This is a genomic window from Frigoribacterium sp. PhB116, assembly GCF_004364285.1.
Classification (GTDB): domain Bacteria; phylum Actinomycetota; class Actinomycetes; order Actinomycetales; family Microbacteriaceae; genus Frigoribacterium.
On sequence record NZ_SOBE01000004.1, the window covers coordinates 16,629 to 34,383 of the forward strand.

Annotated in this window: 17 protein-coding genes; 11 read left to right on the forward strand and 6 right to left on the reverse strand. The window is 73.1% G+C overall.

From position 1 onward, the window contains the following. Positions 1-897, reverse strand: a complete 897-nt coding sequence (locus tag EDF20_RS12770; RefSeq protein ID WP_133738930.1) for a carbon-nitrogen hydrolase family protein — start codon at positions 895-897, stop codon at positions 1-3. A 270-nt stretch (positions 898-1,167) separates the two neighbouring features. Between EDF20_RS12770 and EDF20_RS12775 the strand changes: the two genes are divergently transcribed. The 8 genes from EDF20_RS12775 (at position 1,168) to EDF20_RS12810 (ending at position 9,542) form a co-directional block, all read left to right on the forward strand. Continuing rightward, positions 1,168-1,704 (forward strand): MSMEG_0572/Sll0783 family nitrogen starvation response protein, encoded by a 537-nt coding sequence (locus EDF20_RS12775; RefSeq protein ID WP_123547142.1) that lies wholly within the window; start codon positions 1,168-1,170, stop codon positions 1,702-1,704. 12 nt (positions 1,705-1,716) lie between these two features. Beyond that, entirely contained in the window at positions 1,717-2,832 is a 1,116-nt protein-coding gene (locus EDF20_RS12780; RefSeq protein ID WP_243833484.1) for an MSMEG_0568 family radical SAM protein, read from the forward strand. Position 2,833: 1 nt separating this feature from the next. After that, a complete protein-coding gene (locus tag EDF20_RS12785; protein WP_208292647.1) occupies positions 2,834-4,261 on the forward strand; it encodes an MSMEG_0567/sll0787 family protein in 1,428 nt (475 codons plus the stop codon). A gap of 279 nt (positions 4,262-4,540) precedes the next feature. Continuing rightward, complete coding sequence (locus EDF20_RS12790) at positions 4,541-5,308, forward strand: cohesin domain-containing protein (RefSeq protein ID WP_133738931.1); 768 nt, start codon at positions 4,541-4,543, stop codon at positions 5,306-5,308. Next, the gene (locus tag EDF20_RS12795; RefSeq protein ID WP_133738932.1) at positions 5,305-7,326 is read left to right on the forward strand and encodes an amidase family protein; all 2,022 of its coding nucleotides are present in this window, start codon (positions 5,305-5,307) and stop codon (positions 7,324-7,326) included. The genes EDF20_RS12790 and EDF20_RS12795 overlap by 4 nt, the downstream gene beginning before the upstream one ends. A 221-nt stretch (positions 7,327-7,547) precedes the next feature. Then, entirely contained in the window at positions 7,548-8,084 is a 537-nt protein-coding gene (locus tag EDF20_RS12800; RefSeq protein WP_133738933.1) for a hypothetical protein, read from the forward strand. A gap of 147 nt (positions 8,085-8,231) precedes the next feature. After that, a complete protein-coding gene (locus EDF20_RS12805; protein ID WP_133738934.1) occupies positions 8,232-8,462 on the forward strand; it encodes a hypothetical protein in 231 nt (76 codons plus the stop codon). 39 nt (positions 8,463-8,501) lie between these two features. Continuing rightward, complete coding sequence (locus tag EDF20_RS12810) at positions 8,502-9,542, forward strand: LLM class flavin-dependent oxidoreductase (RefSeq protein WP_133738935.1); 1,041 nt, start codon at positions 8,502-8,504, stop codon at positions 9,540-9,542. Positions 9,543-9,650: 108 nt separating this feature from the next. On the opposite strand, the gene EDF20_RS12815 is transcribed toward EDF20_RS12810, so the two are convergent. Beyond that, positions 9,651-10,433, reverse strand: coding sequence for a GntR family transcriptional regulator (locus EDF20_RS12815; RefSeq protein ID WP_123547136.1), 783 nt, complete (start codon positions 10,431-10,433; stop codon positions 9,651-9,653). Positions 10,434-10,543: 110 nt separating this feature from the next. Here EDF20_RS12815 and EDF20_RS12820 point away from each other — a divergent pair, with 110 nt between their 5' ends. The 3 genes from EDF20_RS12820 (at position 10,544) to EDF20_RS12830 (ending at position 13,971) form a co-directional block, all read left to right on the forward strand. Further along, positions 10,544-11,461: a proline iminopeptidase-family hydrolase gene (locus EDF20_RS12820; protein ID WP_243833485.1), complete on the forward strand. Its 918-nt coding sequence runs from the start codon at positions 10,544-10,546 to the stop codon at positions 11,459-11,461. Between the two features lie 129 nt (positions 11,462-11,590). Beyond that, positions 11,591-13,036, forward strand: a complete 1,446-nt coding sequence (locus EDF20_RS12825; RefSeq protein WP_123547134.1) for an APC family permease — start codon at positions 11,591-11,593, stop codon at positions 13,034-13,036. Then, positions 13,033-13,971: an acetamidase/formamidase family protein gene (locus tag EDF20_RS12830; protein ID WP_243833486.1), complete on the forward strand. Its 939-nt coding sequence runs from the start codon at positions 13,033-13,035 to the stop codon at positions 13,969-13,971. The genes EDF20_RS12825 and EDF20_RS12830 overlap by 4 nt, the downstream gene beginning before the upstream one ends. 148 nt (positions 13,972-14,119) lie before the next feature. Here the strand turns inward: EDF20_RS12830 and EDF20_RS12835 are convergent, their stop codons facing one another. The 4 genes from EDF20_RS12835 to EDF20_RS12850 all read right to left on the reverse strand — a co-directional run bounded on the left by EDF20_RS12835 (position 14,120) and on the right by EDF20_RS12850 (position 17,673). Next, positions 14,120-14,818 carry a hypothetical protein gene (locus EDF20_RS12835; RefSeq protein WP_133738937.1) on the reverse strand — a complete coding sequence of 233 codons (699 nt, stop codon included), beginning with the start codon at positions 14,816-14,818 and terminating at the stop codon, positions 14,120-14,122. 168 nt (positions 14,819-14,986) lie between these two features. Beyond that, complete coding sequence (locus EDF20_RS12840; RefSeq protein WP_133738938.1) at positions 14,987-15,580, reverse strand: hypothetical protein; 594 nt, start codon at positions 15,578-15,580, stop codon at positions 14,987-14,989. Positions 15,581-15,698: 118 nt separating this feature from the next. After that, positions 15,699-16,856: a M20/M25/M40 family metallo-hydrolase gene (locus tag EDF20_RS12845; RefSeq protein WP_208292648.1), complete on the reverse strand. Its 1,158-nt coding sequence runs from the start codon at positions 16,854-16,856 to the stop codon at positions 15,699-15,701. A gap of 208 nt (positions 16,857-17,064) precedes the next feature. After that, positions 17,065-17,673 carry a hypothetical protein gene (locus tag EDF20_RS12850; RefSeq protein WP_133738939.1) on the reverse strand — a complete coding sequence of 203 codons (609 nt, stop codon included), beginning with the start codon at positions 17,671-17,673 and terminating at the stop codon, positions 17,065-17,067. Between the last annotated feature and the right edge of the window lie 82 nt (positions 17,674-17,755).

Below are 17,755 nucleotides of genomic sequence, written 5' to 3' on the forward strand. Positions count from 1 at the left end.
TCAGGCACGGGCGAGGCTCCTGCCGGCGGCGGAGGCCGCCTCGGCCTCGCCGGTGCGGTACGCGTCGGGCCGCCGGTCGCGCAGGTGGAACATGCCGCCGCGCATGGCCCGGAAGGTGCCCTCGACGTCGATCTCGGCGATCGCGAGGCCCGCCTCGAGCAGGGTCGTGGCGAGTACGACGCCGCCGGGGTCGACCACCTTCGCGTTGCCGACGTAGCGGAGCGAGCCGAAGGTGCCGGCCTGGTTCGAGGCGATCCAGAAGACCTGGTTGTCGAGGGCGCGGGCCGTGTCGAGCAGGTTGAAGCGGTAGGTCCAGCGGTCGTCCTGCAGGTTCTCGGCGGTGGCCGTGCGGGCCACGGGCCAGGCCGACATGCTGACGATGATCTCGGCGCCGTCGAGCGCCAGCGACCGGGCCGCCTCCGGGAACGCCTTGTCGTAGCAGATCTGCATGCCGAGGCGGCCGACGGGGGTGTCGAACGCCTCGTAGACCTCGCCGGCCGAGTACGACATCGCCTCGCCGAGGGGCTGGTGCACCTTGCGGTACGAGCCGTAGATCCTCATGCCGTCGAGGCAGACCGCGGCGTTGTACCGCGTCTCGCCGTCGTCGGCGAGCTCGCAGAAGCCGATGCAGACGACCATGTCGCCGACGATCTGCTGCACGCGGCGGAGCTCGGGGCCGTCGAGCGCGACCGCCGGCGGCAGCGAGCGCGTCGTGGTCTTGAGGGTGTCGCCGTGGTTGCCGAGCGACGACAGGTAGCCGCCGATCGCGGCCTCGGGGAAGACGAGCAGCTGCACGCCGGCCGCCCTCGCCTCGCCGACGAGGGTCTCGATGAGCTCGTAGTTCTGGTCGAGGTCCCGGGTGAAGTTCGCCGAGACGGCGGCGACGGTCGTCGACATCGTGTCTCCTCTGGTCGGTGGAGGCGGTGGCGCAGGTGCCTGCGGTGCGTCCATCAGACGCCAGGACCTGTTTCGGATTGGTTACAGCCGGAATAAGAACTCGTGTCGCAGGTCGGGGCCGCAATAGAGAGGCACGATCCGCGACGCCGAAACAAAACGGCGAATCCTCGTAATCCGCCTGCAACACGGCGGTCGAAGACTCGGGACCAGATCCAGGCACCGCAGTTCGACCGGCACCGTCTCGTCCCGACCCCGCAAGGAGCCCGCACCATGAGCGACAACGACATCGACTTCGACCAGCAGGTCCTCGACAACATCGAGATCTCCCGCAACGAGATCGCGCACCCCTCGCTGCCGAAGGGGAGCAACATCTACGGCTCGACCAAGATCTTCCCCGACTACACGGCCACGAAGGACGAGCACTACTTCCAGCTCGTGCACGGCATCGCCCACGAGTCGTCGGTGAGCTTCGTCGCCGTGCTGCAGGCGACCAGGGCCCTCCGCAAGGGCTTCACGAGCGTGCTCTACTTCTACGGCCCCGGCTCGATGAACTGCATCGCCAACCGCGGGTTCCCGACGACGGGCTCGGACGGGTTCCCCGGCGAGAACAACATCAACAACGCGCTCGAGACGTTCATCGCCGAGGGCGGGACGGTGTTCTGCTGTCGATTCGGCCTCGCGCTGCACGGCAACCGCGAGGAGGACCTGATCGCCGGCGTGATCCCGTGCCACCCCCTCGACGTGCAGGACGCCGTCATCCACTACGCCCGCAAGGGCGCCATCATCAACAGCACCTACATGGTCTGAGCCGGTGACCGCGTGACGATCACGAACGAGCCGCAGGCCCCCGCGCGCCGCGCCGTGGGCATCTCGAACGGCGGGGCGCTCTCCACCCGCGTCGACGTCGCCATCCGCGGCATCCGGGTCGCCGCGCCCGTGCACCGCGAAGGAGGCGCTGGTCCGAGCGACGACGGACACGTGCTGTTCCAGGGCCTGCAGTCCGCGATCCCGCAGAGCCAGGACAGTCCGTACCTCGTCGACGACGGGCGACTGCTGCTCGAAGGGGAGGACACGGGCATCGAGGTCACGCCGGTGGCCCGCCCCCGGTTCTACGACCTGGCGACGGCGGACGGCGTCTCCTACGAGGCGATCGCGCGCCTCCACGGGGCCAAGGTGCTGGCGACCACCGTCGTCCAGACCTGCGTGCGCTACGACGTCGCCGAGCGCTGCCGGTTCTGCTCGATCGAGGAGTCGCTGAACTCCGGCGCGACCGTGGCCGTCAAGACGCCGTCGATGATCGCGGAGGTGGCCGAGGCCGCCTGGCGACTGGACGGCGTCGAGCAGATGGTGATGACCACCGGCACCTCGAAGGGGCGCGACCGCGGCGCGACCCACCTGGCTCGGTGCGTGCGCGCCATCAAGGCCGTGGTGCCCGAGCTCGAGATCCAGGTGCAGTGCGAGCCGCCGGGCGACCTCACGACGATCACCGACCTGTACGAGGCCGGCGCGCGCTCGATCGGCATCCACGTCGAGTCGATGGACGACGACGTGCGCCGCCGCTGGATGCCGGGCAAGTCGCGCGTGTCGATGGACGAGTACCGGGCCGCCTGGCGCGAGGCCGTCCGCGTCTTCGGCCGCAACCAGGTCTCGACCTACCTGCTCGTCGGCCTCGGCGAGGACCCGGACGAGATGGTCGCCGGCGCCCAGGAGCTGATCGACATGGGCGTCTACCCGTTCATCGTCCCGTTCCGGCCGCTGCGCGGGACCCTCGCGACCGACGTCGACCACGTGCCCGCGCCGCACGGCTCGGTGCTGCACGACATCACCTTCCGGGTGTCGGAGGCGCTGATCGCGGCCGGCATGAAGGGCACCGACCAGAAGGCCGGCTGCGCAGCCTGCGGCGCGTGCTCGGCCCTCCAGACGGCCGGGGGCTGAGGTGGCGCTGCTCGACGTGCCCGCCCTGATGGGGCCGCGGGTCGTCGCGCCGCCCGCCGCGGAGTTCATCGTGGGGGTTGCCGACCGCGCCGAGGTCGAGGCGTACCGACGGCTGCGGCGCGACGCGTTCGTGGACGAGCAGGGGCTCTTCGAGGGCACCGACCGCGACGAGCTCGACGACGACCCGCGCACCGTCGTGCTCGTCGCTCGCGCTGGCGGAGGCGTCGTCGGCGGGGTGCGCCTGGCGCCCGTGGGGGAGGAGGACGTCGGCTGGTGGACCGGCTCCCGGCTCGTCGTCGCGCCGTCGGCCCGGAGCGCCCTCGGCGTCGGATCGGCACTCGTCCGGGCCGCGTCGGCGCTCGCCGAGCAGCTCGGGGTGCTCCGCTTCGACGCGACCGTCCAGGTGCGCTCGTCGGTGCTGTTCCGGCGTCTCGGCTGGGAGCAGACCGGCCGCTGCGTGATCGGCGGCGTCGACCACCTCCGGATGCGCTGGCCGATCGACCGGCACCAGCGTCTCGTCGACGCGACGAAGTCGCTTCTCGAGGCCGTGCTCGAGCCGCACACCGCCTGGGCGGCGTCGCCCGACGGATCACTGGGAGGCGCGGGCTGGGTCGGCGACGACGGGGCGCCCGTGCCGGGCACCGACGTCGTCGCGGCCTGCGACGCGATCCTGCCCTCGATGGTCGAGCGCGACCCGGAGTGGGCCGGCTGGTGCGGCGTGCTCGTCAACGTCAACGACCTCAGCGCGATGGGCGCCGCGCCCGTCGGGCTGCTCGACGCGGTGGCGGGCCGCGACGCCGCGTTCGTCCGACGGGTGCTCGCCGGGGTGCGCCGCGGCGCCGAGGCCTGGGGCGTGCCGTTGCTCGGCGGCCACACGCAGGTCGGGGTGCCGGCCGCGCTCAGCGTCACGGCGCTCGGACGGACGGCCCATCCTGTGCCGGGCGGCGGCGGCCGGTACGGCGACGCCCTCAGCCTCACGGTCGACGTGAGCGGCTCGTGGCGCGAGGGGCACCACGGCAGCCAGTGGAACTCGACCGAGCGGCGCCGCTCGCACGAGCTGCGCGACCTCGCGGGCACCGTCGCGCGGGCACGACCCGCGGCGGCGAAGGACGTCAGCATGGCCGGCATCGTCGGCACCGTCGGGATGCTCGCGGAGGCCAGCGGGTACGGCGCCGTCGTCGACGTAGCGTCCGTGCCGAGGCCGGGCGGCGCCTCCTCGGGGGTGACCGTGGGGGACTGGCTGAGCTGCTTCCCCGGGTTCGGCATGGTGACGGCAGACCGTCCTGGGGAGTCGCGGATGCACTCGCCGTACGCGGAGACGGCCGAGATCGGCGAACTGTCGCTGCGGCGTGGGGTCGACCTGCGCTGGCCCGACGGCGAGGTCACGCGTGCGGTCGGCGGCGGTGTGACGGGCCTCGGCCCCGCCTGAGCGGTGCGGACGCCGGCGCCGCCGCGGACGGCGCCGACCGGATGCTCGGCGACACCCGACGGGAAACACGACCGTAACGACACTGTGCGTCTGCTCGAAACACCCCATGAATACGGTGTGGATCGTGTGATCCACACGAGCGGACCGACGGCGATCTGCGAGGCACGAGGCCGTCCCGTCGGCCCCGTCGTGCAGCCCGGCCGTGCGTCGGACCAGCGTCCCCCTGCCCCGCAGTCGTCGACGAGCCGCGCTCGACCTCGACCGAAGGAACCTGCCCCGATGCAGCACACCACCCGGCGCCTCGTGCGCCCCCGGACGGCCCTGGCCACCGGCGCCCTCGCCGTCGGCCTCGTCGCCCTCGGGAGCGCTCCGGCCCTCGCCGCGCCCGCCCCGATCGCGCCCGGCATCACCGCCGCGTCGATCACCGCTCCCGCCGCGGCCACGGTCGGCGACGTCGTCGACGCGTCGGTCGCGCTGACCGGCACCAGCGACGTCTACGCGTACGAGCTCGTGGTCGAGTACGACCCCGCCGTGCTCGACTACGTCGACGGCAGCGCGACCGCGCCCGACGGCGGCTTCGACGCCGTCGACGAGCAGGACGGCACACTCACCGTCACGCACACCCGGCTCGGCACCTCACCCGGGCTCGCGGGCGACCTCGCCGTCGACCTGCAGTTCGCCGCGATCGGCGCCGGCGACGGCACGCTCGACCTCGCCTCGGTCACGCTCGTCTCCGAGGACGGGCTGACGACGACGCTCGCGGCGCCGTCCACGGCGCCCCTCGCGGTGACGGCCGCCGCAGTGCCCCCGGTCGACCCGGCACCCGCGCCGGTACCCGACCCGAGCACGCCCGCAGGAGGCGGCACCGCGCCGGTGCCCTCGCCCACGTCCGGCGCGACCGGCGCCTCCTCGGCCTCGGGGCCCCTGGCCTTCACGGGCTCGGACGCGTTCCCGGGGATCCTCGCGGGCGCCGCCGTGCTGCTCGCCGGGATCGCCGCCGTGGTCGTCGCCCAGGTGCGCCGCCGCCGCTCGGCGGGCACCCGATGAGCGCGCTCCGCCCCGGCGCCCGCCAGGCGCCGCTCCGCCCCGGCGCCCGCCAGGCGCCGCTCCGTGCCGACTCGCCCGGCCACGTCTCGCCCGCCCCCGACTCGACCAGCCACAGGAGGACCTCCCTCGTGCCATCCACCCGACGCCGCGCCCTCGCCGCGACGACCGTCACCTGCGCCCTCGCGCTCGGCGGGCTCGTGGCCGTCCCGGCCGCGAACGCCGCTGACGCAGCCGCAGGCACCGACACCGCCGCCGCGGCAGCGCCCGCGCCCGCGCCCGCCGCCGGCACGTTCCTCGCCCCGTACTGGGTCGAGCTCGACCTGACCGGCGACCGCCAGGTGACGGCCGACGACCTCGAGGTGCTGAGCTCGGCGCTCGGGGCGACCAGCGCCTCCCCGGCGTGGGACCAGGTCGCGGTCGCCGACACGGACGCCGACGGCGTGGTCACCGTCTCGGACGTCGCCGCCCTGTCGCAGCGCATCGTCTACGACGACGGCCCCTTCGAGATCGTCGAGGCGTCGGTGGTCGAGATGCAGGCCGCCATGAACGCCGGGGTCACGACCTCGGTCGAGCTCACGCAGGTCTACCTCGACCGCATCGCCGCCTACGACACGGCCAAGGTCGACCCGGCGTCGAACGGGCGCCCGCTGCGCTCGATCATCACGACCAGCACGGTCGCGCTCGCCGCGGCCGCCGAGGCCGACGCGACCCGCGCCTCCGACGGGATGACCGACATGCTGCTCGGCGTGCCGATCGCGGTGAAGGACAACTACGACACGGTCGACATGCCGACCACCGGCGGCTGCGGCTGCTGGGACGGCAACCAGACCACGACCGACGCGGCCATGGTCGCCGGGCTGCGGGCGTCGGGCGCCGTGATCCTCGCGAAGGCGAGCCTCGACGAGTTCGCGTTCGGCTTCGCGTCCGAGTTCTCGTCGTACCAGCCCGCCGGCACGAGCACGCTCGTCGCCAGCCCCTACGTCACCAGCCAGACGGCCGGCGGCTCGAGCGGCGGCACCGGGGCGGCGATCGCGGCGAACCTCGCCGGCATCGGGTTCGGCACCGACACGGGCGGCTCGATCCGCATCCCGTCGTCGTTCAACCAGCTCGTCGGCGTCCGCCCGACCGTGGGCCTCGCGAGCCGCGACGGCATCATCCCGCTCGCCCTCTCGCAGGACACCGGCGGCCCGATCGCCCGCACCGTCACCGACGCGGCCGTGGCGCTCGACTCCGTCACCGGCGTGGACGCGGCCGACCCGGTCACCGCCGAGCAGCAGGGCCTCGTGCCGGAGTCGTACACGAGCTTCCTCGACGCGGACGCCCTCGCCGGCACCCGCATCGGCTACGTGACGTCGATGGTCAGCACCAACCGGACCACCGCTCGGCTCTTCGCGGAGGCGCTGGTCACCCTGCAGGCGCAGGGCGCGACGGTCGTCCCGATCTCGGCGCCGCCGAGCGGCTTCGTCGCCGTGCTCGCCGAGGGCAGCGGCAGCACGAACGAGTTCAAGCACGACCTCGACGCCTACGTCGCGAGGCACCTGGCGCCGAACGTCGAGGCGCGCTCGCTGCAGGGCGTGCTGGCGTCGGGCAAGTACGTGCCGTCGCGGGCCGGCACCTACCGGTCTCGCGACGCCGTCACCGAGGCGACCTACCAAGGGTGGGCGGGCCCGACCGGCACGCACACCACGGCCATCGCGAACGGGCACGCCCTGGTCACGGCGATGCTGGAGGACCAGGACCTCGACACGCTGATCTACCCGTCGGGCAACCCCTACGCCGCGTTCAGCACGAACATGCGCCTCAGCCCCAACACGGGCATGCCGGCCGTGACGGTCCCGATGGGGCAGGCGACCGACGCGGACGGCACCGTCACCGGCGCCGGCGTCAACCTCGAGTTCCTCGGGCGGGACTACGCCGAGGGCGACCTGCTCGGCCTCGCCTACGCGTTCGAGCAGGCCACGGGTCCGTCGCAGTCGCGCACGGCGCCGGGCTTCTACGGCCCGCTGCCCGCGGGCTGAGCGCAGGAGGCGGCCGCCCGGCCGCGCAGGACGGGGCCTGCGTGCCGTCGCTCACCACGAGCGGCGGGGCGCGGGCCCCGCGCTGTGCGCAGAGCATCGCCGCCGTGCGTGGGAGCACCTCCGCCGCCGCCCGTCAAGCCCGGGACACCGGCCGCGCGGGCGCGCAGCGTGGTGTGACGGCGGCGATCGGGCCGCTGTCACGGACTGAGGAGAGAACACCCATGGCAGGACGCAACACGGTCATCCGCAGCATGCACGACCTGGGCCTGGCGGCCTGGTTCGGCGGCAACCTGATGGGCGCCGTCGGCGTGAACGGCGCCGCGGCGGGCGCGAAGGACCCGGTCGAGCGCCTGACGCTCTCGTCGCTCGGCTGGACCAAGTGGGCGCCGTTCCAGGTCGGCGCGCTCGTCGTGCACGGCATCGGCGGGATCGGCCTCATCGCCGGGAACAAGAGCCGGCTCGCCGGACAGCGAGAGGCGCGCGGCAACACCGCGCTGAAGCTCGTCCTCACGGCTGCGGCCATCGGCACGACCGCGTGGTCGGGCGTGGTCGGGACCCAGATGGCGAAGAACGCCCAGGAGGGCGCGAAGGGCACCACCGAGCCGGGCGCCGGCACCTCGGACGAGCTCGCGAGCGCCCAGCGCCAGCAGAAGCTGCTGCAGTGGGCGACACCGGTCCTCACGGGCGTGCTCCTCGTGCTCGGCGCCCAGCAGGGCGAGCAGCAGCGGCCGTTCGCGGGGCTGCTCGGCCGTCGCTGAGCACCTCCGGCACCCCCGACGATGCACCCCTGAACTCGGGGGTGCGGTGCATCGTCGGGGGCGTCGGACGTGACGGCGGACACCGCCGCCGAACAGTGCCCCACGCTGCACCATCCCGGGCGCGGGCGCGCGCGCTGGCCTTCGACGGTGGACGACGACCTGCCCTGGGCCAGCTACCAGAAGGACAGGCTGCCGCGCGGCTGGGGCTGGCCCCTGACCCGGTCATCTGTCGCGGAGCTGCTGCGCGAGCAGGAGGTGGTGGTCGACCACCTGCACTTCTCGCTGCCCCTCCTCCCGGTCGACCTCTCCCGCGTCTCGCTGGTCTCCGCGCGGATCCCCGGGAACGCTGTCTCCTCTCTTCGCATGACGCCGGCGTGACGACGCGCGTGGCGCAGCCGCCCCTGCGAGACTCGGAGCATGCCCGAACACGGTTCCCCGCTGCAGCGCCTCGGCTTCCTCACGATCGGGTCGTTCGACCCCGCGTCCCCGGCCGGCGGCCACGAGGACACGCTGCGCGTCATCGAGCGGGGCGAGCAGCTCGGCCTCGATAGCGCCTGGCTGCGGCACCGGCACCTCCAGCCGGGCATCTCGTCACCCGTCGCGATCATGGCCGCCGCGTCGCAGCGCACCCGCCGCATCGAGCTCGGCACCGCCGTCACGCCGATCGGCGCCGAGAACCCGTTCCGCCTCGCGGAGGACCTCGGCACCGTCGACGTGCTGCTCGGCGGTCGCCTCAACCCCGGCTTCTCGACGGGCACGCCGATGAACTTCGACCTCTACCGCGACGCCATCTACCCCGACACCCTCGACCAGGAGGACCTCGGTCCCGACCGCCTCCTCCGTCTCCGCGACCTCGTCGGCGGCGACGTCGTCAGCGCCTCGCCGGGCCGACGCGGCATCGAGGAGTTCAGCGACGTCGTGCAGCCGCACAGCCCCGGCCTGGTCGACCGGCTGTGGTGCGGCGTGGGCAGCACCCGGTCGGCGGTCTGGGCCGCCGAGCACGGGTTCCACCTGCTGGCGTCGAGCGTCACGAAGGCCGAGCAGGGCACCGACTTCGCCGTGAACCAGCGCGCCCAGATCGACGCGTACCGCGACGCCCACCCGGCCGGCGCCTCCGCCCGGGTCTCGCAGGGCCTCGTCGTCGTGCCGACCGACTCGGCGACCCCGGAGCAGCGCGCCCGCTACGCCGCGTACGCCGAGTCGCGCGCGGGACGAGTAGGTGTGCCGCAGGGCCCCGGGCAGCTGCTCTTCGCCGCCGACCTGGTCGGCACCTCGGCGGAGATCGCCGACGCCCTGCACGCCGACCCGGCCTACCAGGCGGTCGACGAGGTCGCCTTCGCGCTGCCCTTCGCCCTCGAGCCGGACGACTACGCGCAGATCCTCACGGACCTCGCCGAGCACCTCGGGCCGGAGCTCGGCTGGACGCCTGCGCCTGCGTGCGCCGACGCCGCCCGCTGACGACCGCGTCCGCGTCCACTCAGGCGCGATGAACCGCGTTCCGAACCAAGAACTGCGTTTTATCGCGGTTCATGGTTCGGAACGCGGTGCGAGGCGAGAGAAGAGACCTCAGGCGCCGCCGCCACCGCTGCCGCGCACCACGCGCTCGAGCAGCTCGAGGTCGATGCCGACGTGCGCGCGAGCGAGCGCCGCCGCCTCCCGTGCCCGCCCCGCGCTGATCGCGTCGACGATCGCCTCGTGCTCGGCGAGCGCGCGCAGCTCCATCTCGCGCATGCCGTCCCGACCGCCCCAGGGGTGGGCCGGCGCGGCGATGCTGACCCGCGCCTCCAGCTCGAACAGGACGTCGCGCAGGACGGCGTTGTGGGCGGCCTCGGCGATCGCGACGTGCAGCAGCTCGTCGGCCTTCTGCGAGGCGAGCCCCGAGTCGGCGGCGCGGTAGGCCTCGAGGCGGTCGCGCAGCAGGGCGACGTCGGCGTCCGTGCGGTTCTCGGCCGCCGCCTCCGCGACGGTGCCGTGCAGTCGGCCGATGGCGGCGCTCGTGTCGCTGAGGTCCGACCACCGGGCGGCGAGGGTGCGCTGCGCGACGGCGGACGTCGATCGGGCATCCTGCTCGGGGCGGGAGTCCTGCGCGAGCACGAACGAGCCGCCCCCGCGCCCGCGCTGCGTCTCGATCAGCCCCTGCTCGACGAGCCGCGCGAGAGCCTGCCGCACGGTCATGCGCCCGACGCGCAGCGAGGTCGCGAGCTCGCGCTCGGCGGGGAGGCGCTGGCCGGGCAGGTACTCGCCGGTCGCGATGGCCGTGACCAGGCGGTCGGTGATGTCGTCGGCCCGGGTCGTCGGCTCGAGGGGAGCGTCGAGGGCGCCGGAGGCGGTCGTCTCGCTCGTCGTCATCCGCCCTGCCCCTGCCTGCGTCCTCATGTGCTGCGTCTCTTTGTTACCGCCACATTAAGTCACGAACAAAGGTCTTGGCACGAGACCTTTCCGGGTGCATGCTCTCTCGCATGTCCACGAGCACCGCCGACGTCCTCCCCTTCCGTGACGGCCACACCTGGCTCCAGGTGACCACGCCCGACGAGCCGCGCGCGGACGCCCTGCCCCTCGTCGTGCTGCACGGCGGCCCCGGCATGGCGCACGACTACCTGCGGAACCTCGCGGCGCTCGCCGACGAGACCGGCCGCACGGTCGTCCACTACGACCAGTTCGGCTGCGGCCGCAGCAGCCACCGGCCCGGCGCCCCCGTCGAGACCTGGACCCCGGCGCTCTTCGTCGCCGAGTTCGACGCCGTCGTGGCGCACCTCGGCCTCCAGCGCTTCCACGTGCTCGGCCAGTCGTGGGGCGGCATGCTCGGCGCCGAGATCGCGGTTCGGCAGCCCGCGGGGCTCGCCAGCCTCGCGATCTGCAACTCGCCCGCCTCGATGCAGCTCTGGGTCGAGGGCGCGGCCGAGCTGCGGGCCCAGCTGCCGGCCGAGACGCAGGAGGCGCTGCAGCGTCACGAGGACGCCGGCACCACCACCGACCCCGAGTACCTGGCCGCGACGCAGGTCTTCTACGAGCGCCACGTCTGCCGTGTGGTCCCGATGCCCCAGGACTTCGTCGACAGCGAGGAGCAGATGGAGGCCGAGCCGACGGTCTACCACACGATGAACGGGCCGAACGAGTTCCACGTCATCGGCACGATGCGCGACTGGAGCATCGTCGACCGGCTGCCCCGCGTGTCCGCTCCGACCCTCGTCGTGGCCGGCGAGCACGACGAGGCGACGCCCGCCACCTGGCAGCCGTTCGTCGACGGCATCGCCGACGTCCGGTCGCACGTCTTCGCCGGAGCCAGCCACTGCAGCCACCTCGAGCAGCCCGAGGCGTTCCGCCGCGTCGTCGCGGAGTTCCTGAGCGCACACGACGTCGCTGCGCACGACGCCTGACCCGTCCCCCCCTGACCGGCGCGGGTCGCGCTCCCTGAACCGACGCGACCCGCGCCTCCCGCACCTCCTCCGCCCCACCCCCACCGCACCTCCTCGTCGTTCACCCGCCTCGACCCGAGAAGAGACACCATGTCCGAGAAGACCGCGTCACCCGAGCTGAGCAACCAGCAGCAGCTCGAGCAGTACGGCTACAAGCAGGAGCTGAAGCGGTCGGTCTCGACCGTCGACCTGCTCATCTACGGCCTGATCTTCATGGTGCCCATCGCGCCGTGGGCGATCTTCGGCACCGTCTACAACGCGTCGTCGGGCATGGTGCCGCTGGTCTACCTCGTGGGCCTCGTCGCGATGATCTTCACGGCGCTCGCCTACGCGCAGATGGCCAAGTCGATCCCGCTCGCCGGCTCGGTGTTCTCGTACGTCGGCCGGGGCATCCACCCGATCGCCGGGTTCTTCGCCGGCTGGGCGATCCTGCTCGACTACCTGCTCGTGCCGACGCTGCTCTACGTGTTCGCAGCCGAGTCGATGATCGGCATCTTCCCGGGCAGCGCCCGCTGGATGTGGGCGCTGATCTTCGTCGCGATCAACACCGCGGTGAACCTGCTCGGCATCAGCTCGATCAAGGTGATGAACCGCGTGTTCCTCGCGATCGAGGTCGTCTTCATCGCGATCTTCGTGATCATCGCCGTGGTCGCGCTGAACAACGGCACCATCCCCGGTGCGGAGTTCACGACCGACCCGATCTGGGACTCCAGCAAGGTCACCGCGCCCCTCATCGCCTCGGCGCTGTCGATCGCGGTGCTGAGCTTCCTGGGCTTCGACGGCATCTCGACCCTCTCGGAGGAGAGCACCGGCAAGCGAGGAGGCGCGGGCAAGGCGATGATCATCGCCCTGTTCATCGTCGCGTTCTGCTTCGTGCTGCAGACCTGGCTGGCGAGCGCGCTGGCGGGGGGCCGGGACTCGTTCCCCGAGGGCGAGGCCGGCAACGCCTTCTTCGACCTGGTCAGGGCCGCGTCGAACAGCGGCTGGGCGACGGCGTTCTTCGTCGTGAACGTGCTCGCGGTGGGCATCGCCAACGCGATGGCGGCGCAGGCCGCCACCTCGCGCCTCCTGTTCTCGATGAGCCGCGACAAGCAGCTGCCGGCGTTCCTGTCGAAGATCAACACCCGCAAGGTGCCGCAGGCCGCGATCCTGGTCGTGTCGGCCCTGTCGGCCGTGCTCGTGCTGTTCTTCGTCGGGCAGATCAACGTGATCGCGTCGCTCGTGAACTTCGGTGCGCTGTTCGGCTTCATGCTGCTGCACGTCTCGGTCGTCGTGCACTACGTCGTCAAGAAGAAGTCGCGCAACTGGCTGCTGCACCTCGTCGTGCCCGTGATCGGGTTCCTCATCATCGGCTACGTGCTGGTGAACGCGGCGCCCGAGGCGAAGATCGGCGGGCTGGTGTGGCTCGTGCTCGGCGCCGGGGTGTTCCTGTACTACCGCAGCCGAGGAGGCGCCGCCCCGACCCTGGGACAGGGCGCCGACGACGCCGCGGTCGCGTCGACCCCGGCCGCCGACTCCGAGCGGCACGACGCGTGAGCGGCAGCGACGGCATCGACCACTTCCTCGGCAACGAGCTCGGCCGGCCCGGCTTCAGCGCCGCCGTCGAGCCCGTGCTGCGGATCACGCCCGGCACCGGCGAGACGATCGGCTTCGAGACGAGCGACGCGGTCTACGCCGAGCTGCACGGGCACCACGACCTCGCGCAGCTGTCGGTGCCGATCAACCCCGTCACCGGGCCCGTCTTCGTCGAGGGGGCGATGCCCGGCGACGCCCTCGCCGTGACGGTGCACGACATCCGGCTGGTCGACCACGGCTGGTCGGTCAGCCTGCCCGGCTCGGGAGCGCTGCAGCACGTGATGGGCGACGAGATGTTCACCCGGCGCGTGCCGATCGACGCCGACGGGGTGCACGTGACGTCGCGGCACACCTTCGCGGCACGGCCGATGATCGGCTGCATGGGCACCGCGCCCGCCGAGGGCGAGAACTCGACGATCATGCCGGCGTACCCGCAGGGCGGCAACATGGACGTCACCGAGAACACGATCGGCTCGACCGTCTACCTGCCCGTGATGGTCGAGGGCGCGTACCTCTCGATCGGTGACGTGCACGCGATCATGGCCGAGGGCGAGTCGTCGTTCGTGGCGATCGAGGCGCAGGGCACCGCCGTCGTCTCGATCGACCTCGTGAAGGGACTCGGGCTGCGGGCGCCGCGGATCGAGACGGCCGACGACTGGATCTTCGTCGGCCTCGGCGACCCCGTGCAGGAGAGCGTCCGGCGGGGCTACGAGGACGCGTTCGCGTTCCTCGTCGACGACCACGGCTGGTCGCGGGGAGACGCCTACGCCGTGCTCAGCGCGGTCGGGCACTCCCGGCTGGGCGGGCCGACGGGGTCGGTCGCGCCCGACCCGCTGCACCTGTTCGCGGCGGTCGGCGCGGTGACGCTGCACCGCGTGCCGAAGAGCGTGCTGTAGGCCGCTGCTCTCTCTCGCACGCTCGCCCCTGTCCTGACACCGCCGAGTGAACCGGACACCACCCCTCGACACGGTGTTCCGTTCACTCGGCGGTGTCGGAACGCGGTTCTTCGCGAGACCGGCGACCCCACGGCCGGGGCGGCCGGGGTCAGCTCTCGAGGTGCGCGAGCATCGAGCCGATCAGGTCGTTCGTGGGCACGTTGTACTGCTCGACGGCGATGTAGAGGTCGCCCCGGACGAACCACGTGTGCGCCGCCTCGATCGGGTACTGCTCGACCTCGATCGGCTGCTGGCAGAGCTGGCCGCCGTGCGCGTCCTCGCAGGTGGCGCCTGCAGCGGTGACCTGATCGAGCAGGGAGGCGGCGGTCGGCTGGTCGAGACGGCCGAGGATCACGCCGATGCCGGTGATGTCGGCGGCAGGGTCGCGCCAGAAGCAGTCGAGCTCGGCGGCGGCGTCGACGATCTGGAACGGCTGCGATCCGGCCTCGGGGACGGTTGCCGTCCGTGAGCCCCTGGCGGTGCCGTCACGACGCGGGAACTCGACCGGGTTGAGCGGGGTGCTGCCGAACGTGGCGGCGTAGGTGGACCCGTCGACGATCTGGGTGCAGTCGGTCGGGATGGTCACGACGGGCGCGACGGTCTCCGTCTCGGCGGGCTCCGACGGCTCCGCCGTGGGCGACGACGTCTCGCCCGGCGTCTCCGTCGGAGTCGGGACGGCCACGGTCGCCGTCGGCCCCGCGGTGACGTCGTCGCCGGACGCACCGCCGGCGCACCCGGTGAGCCCGATCACCGTGGCGGCCACGAAGGCGGCGGCCCCCAGCGTCGTGCTGCGTCGTCGGTTCGTCATGGCGTTCCCCCTGCTGTCGTGCGCCCGTCGGTCCGGGTGCCTGTGTTCACGCTAGCCAGCGCGAGGAGGCGGTCGATCGTCCCGCAGGATGACATCGCCCCCGGTCCGATCACGATCGGATCACGCTGCTCACCCGGCGAGGTCACCGGCCCCGCCTCGGGCGGCGGGTCACCCGTCGGCGTCGACCGTCCAGGTGACGGTCCTGCTGCCGGCCATGCTCCTGCGGGTCCGTTCGTTCTTCGCCCCGGAGTAGCCGATCTCGGTCACGGTCGAGCCGCCGGGGGCCAGGAGCAGCACGCAGATGTCCGCAGAGCCCTCCGACCGCAGGGCGGCCGCGGTCGCCTCGGCGTCGTTCGGGCAGTCCTCCCGGTCGAGGTGCGGCCCGCCGAAGCTGAGGCGGCTGGGGCCCTTCACGTAGTCGCCGTCGACGCCCACGACCCACATGCCGTTCTCGAAGGCGCCCGTCCTGCCGTCGCCCGACCAGCTGCCCTCGACGAGCTCGACGGTGAAGCGTGCCTCGTAGGCGTCCTGGCCGCCCGCGTCGAGCTCCCACCGGTCGAGCGTCTGCTTGGTCACCGGCTCCAGGGACTCGGCCGTGATCGAGAGGGTCCCGTCCTCGAAGTCGGGCTGGGCCCAGAGACGGGTCTCCACGGGTTCGCCGAGGGCGGCCTCGGGGCGGTCGCGCCCCAGGTACACGGGCACCACGATGGCGAGGACGGTGATGACGGCGATGCCGATCGGGACTGCTCTGCTGCGCTTCACGGGACCCTGCTCCCCGGGACCGTCCTGGCCCGGAGCTCGCCCCCTGCGGGCAGACCGGTGGGCTCGCCAGCCTCGTCCACCGCTCTCCGGTGCCCGACGTCCGCCCATGCCCTGCGCCCTACGCCAGCTCGACGAACAGCGCCGAGACGAACTCGGTGCGCTCGACCATGCCGCCGAGGCTGATCCACTCGTGGCGGGCGTGTGCCCCGCCGCCGACACCGCCGACGCCGTCGAGCACGGCGCAGCCGAGCGCGGCGGCGAAGTTGCCGTCGCTGGCGCCGCCCACCGACACCTCGCGCAGCTCGAAGCCGAGCGAGTCGGCCACGGCGGCGGCGCGTCCGTAGAGCGCGGCCGTCGCCTCCGTGCGCTCCATCGGCGGCCGGTTCCAGCCGCCGGTCACCTCGACGCGGGCGACCGGGTCGTGCGGCGCGAGGGCGGCGAAGACGGCCTCGACCCGCGCGGCCTCGTCCGCCGACGTGACCCGCACGTCGACCGAGGCGCGCGCGTGGCCGGCACGCACGTTGGTGCGGGTGCCGCCCTGCACGATGCCGACGTTGAGCGAGGTGCCCGCGTCGATGTCGGCGGCGCCGTGCAGCTGCAGGATGATCCGGGCCATCTCGTCGACGGCGCTCGCGCCCGATCGCGGGTGCAGCCCGGCGTGCACCTCGACGCCGAACGTCTCGACCTCGAAGATGCCGACGCCCTTGCGGGCGGTCTTGACGGCGCCCTCCGCAGCGGACTCGAAGACGAGCACCGCGCCTCCTCGGGAGACCTCGGCCTCGATGGCGCTGCGCGACGCGAGGCTGCCGATCTCCTCGTCGCCGTTGAGCAGCAGCCGGACGCCCGGCCGGGGCAGCCCCAGGGCGTCGGAGGCAGCGATCGCGTGCCCGAGCTGGATCAGCCCCGACTTCATGTCGAAGACCCCGGGGCCGGTCATGTGGTCGCCGTCGATCGTGACGGGCCACTCGGCGAGGGTGCCCTCGGACCAGACGGTGTCGTAGTGGCAGAGCGCCGAGATCCACTCGGCCGACCCGGTGGGCGACGGGTACTCGAGCGTGACGGTGTCCCCGTAGCCCTCGACGACGTGCACGCGGCGCTCGGCGGGCGGGCCCACGGTGCGGCCGAGCCAGTGCTCGATCCACTCGAGGCCGCGGGCGAGCAGGTCGACGTCGTCGGAGGGCGTCTCGAGGGACGCGTAGGTGACCAGGTCGGCGACCATCGCCTCGCGCCGCTGCTCGATGCGCTCGCGCAGGGCGGTGATGTCGAGGTCTGTCACGGTGGTGCCTCCGGGGGAGTGGCGGCGCGGACGCCGACGTCGCTCGCCAGGAGGACGCACCCCCAGGGTAGGAGGCGCGGGTCGTCACCGCCCGCCGGTCCCGTCAGCCTGGGGGCGGCTCGGGCCCGCGTGGCCGCTGTGGAGGAGCGGCTCGCTGCCGTCTGCGGGGCGCGCGACCGCCTCCTGCGCGCACGGCCGCGCGCACGGGTCAGGGCGCGTGCTCGCCCGGGGCTGGCGGCTGCAGGACGACCTGCTCCGCGCCCTCTCGGTCGAGCGTCCCCGGGAAGTTGTAGCGGCCGAACGCGCCCGTCGGGTCGTGCGGGCTGACGGGCCGGGCGATCCGAGAGCCGCGGACCACAGCGAGCAGCAGCTCGCGCCGCTCGTCGTCGAGCACGGGCTCGGCGCGGTCACGCAGCAGCACGGACGCCGTGCGTCCCTTCTTCTTCCCGAACCTCAGCAGCAGCCCCGAGGCGTCGTCGTTCGACAGGGGCACGAGCTCGGCCGAGTCGACCTCCTCGAACGCGAGCACCTTCCCGCGGATCCGGAGGCGCCGCCCCGCGACGTCCACCGCGAAGGGCCGTGAGAGGCGCAGCACGACGTTCCAGGTGATCGCGGCCGCCGTGCTCCAGCCGACGAACCAGATCGGCACCGTGATCAGGCCCCAGGTCTGGAACGGCGACTCTCCCGACTTCGAGAAGAAAGCGCTCGCCGTGCCGACGACCACCATGATCGGCAACGCGGTCCGCATCACCCGGAGGAACGCCCGCTGCTTCGGGGCGTCGGCGAACTCGACCCAGGTGCCGGCGTCGTCGGACATGCGCTCGAGGGTACGGGAACGGCGCCGGGCGAGTGCCGATGTCCCGAGCGGGCGTCCCCGGCGGTGTCGGCGGTGTCGGCGG

Excerpts from the sequence above, each read along its gene's own strand:
- EDF20_RS12770 (WP_133738930.1), bottom strand. The coding sequence starts at position 897 with ATGTCGACGACCGTCGCCGCCGTCTCGGCGAACTTCACCCGGGACCTC.
- EDF20_RS12775 (WP_123547142.1), top strand. The coding sequence starts at position 1,168 with ATGAGCGACAACGACATCGACTTCGACCAGCAGGTCCTCGACAACATC.
- EDF20_RS12790 (WP_133738931.1), top strand. The coding sequence starts at position 4,541 with ATGCAGCACACCACCCGGCGCCTCGTGCGCCCCCGGACGGCCCTGGCC.
- EDF20_RS12795 (WP_133738932.1), top strand. The coding sequence starts at position 5,305 with ATGAGCGCGCTCCGCCCCGGCGCCCGCCAGGCGCCGCTCCGCCCCGGC.
- EDF20_RS12800 (WP_133738933.1), top strand. The coding sequence starts at position 7,548 with ATGGCAGGACGCAACACGGTCATCCGCAGCATGCACGACCTGGGCCTG.
- EDF20_RS12810 (WP_133738935.1), top strand. The coding sequence starts at position 8,502 with ATGCCCGAACACGGTTCCCCGCTGCAGCGCCTCGGCTTCCTCACGATC.
- EDF20_RS12815 (WP_123547136.1), bottom strand. The coding sequence starts at position 10,433 with ATGACGACGAGCGAGACGACCGCCTCCGGCGCCCTCGACGCTCCCCTC.
- EDF20_RS12820 (WP_243833485.1), top strand. The coding sequence starts at position 10,544 with ATGTCCACGAGCACCGCCGACGTCCTCCCCTTCCGTGACGGCCACACC.
- EDF20_RS12825 (WP_123547134.1), top strand. The coding sequence starts at position 11,591 with ATGTCCGAGAAGACCGCGTCACCCGAGCTGAGCAACCAGCAGCAGCTC.
- EDF20_RS12835 (WP_133738937.1), bottom strand. The coding sequence starts at position 14,818 with ATGACGAACCGACGACGCAGCACGACGCTGGGGGCCGCCGCCTTCGTG.
- EDF20_RS12850 (WP_133738939.1), bottom strand. The coding sequence starts at position 17,673 with ATGTCCGACGACGCCGGCACCTGGGTCGAGTTCGCCGACGCCCCGAAG.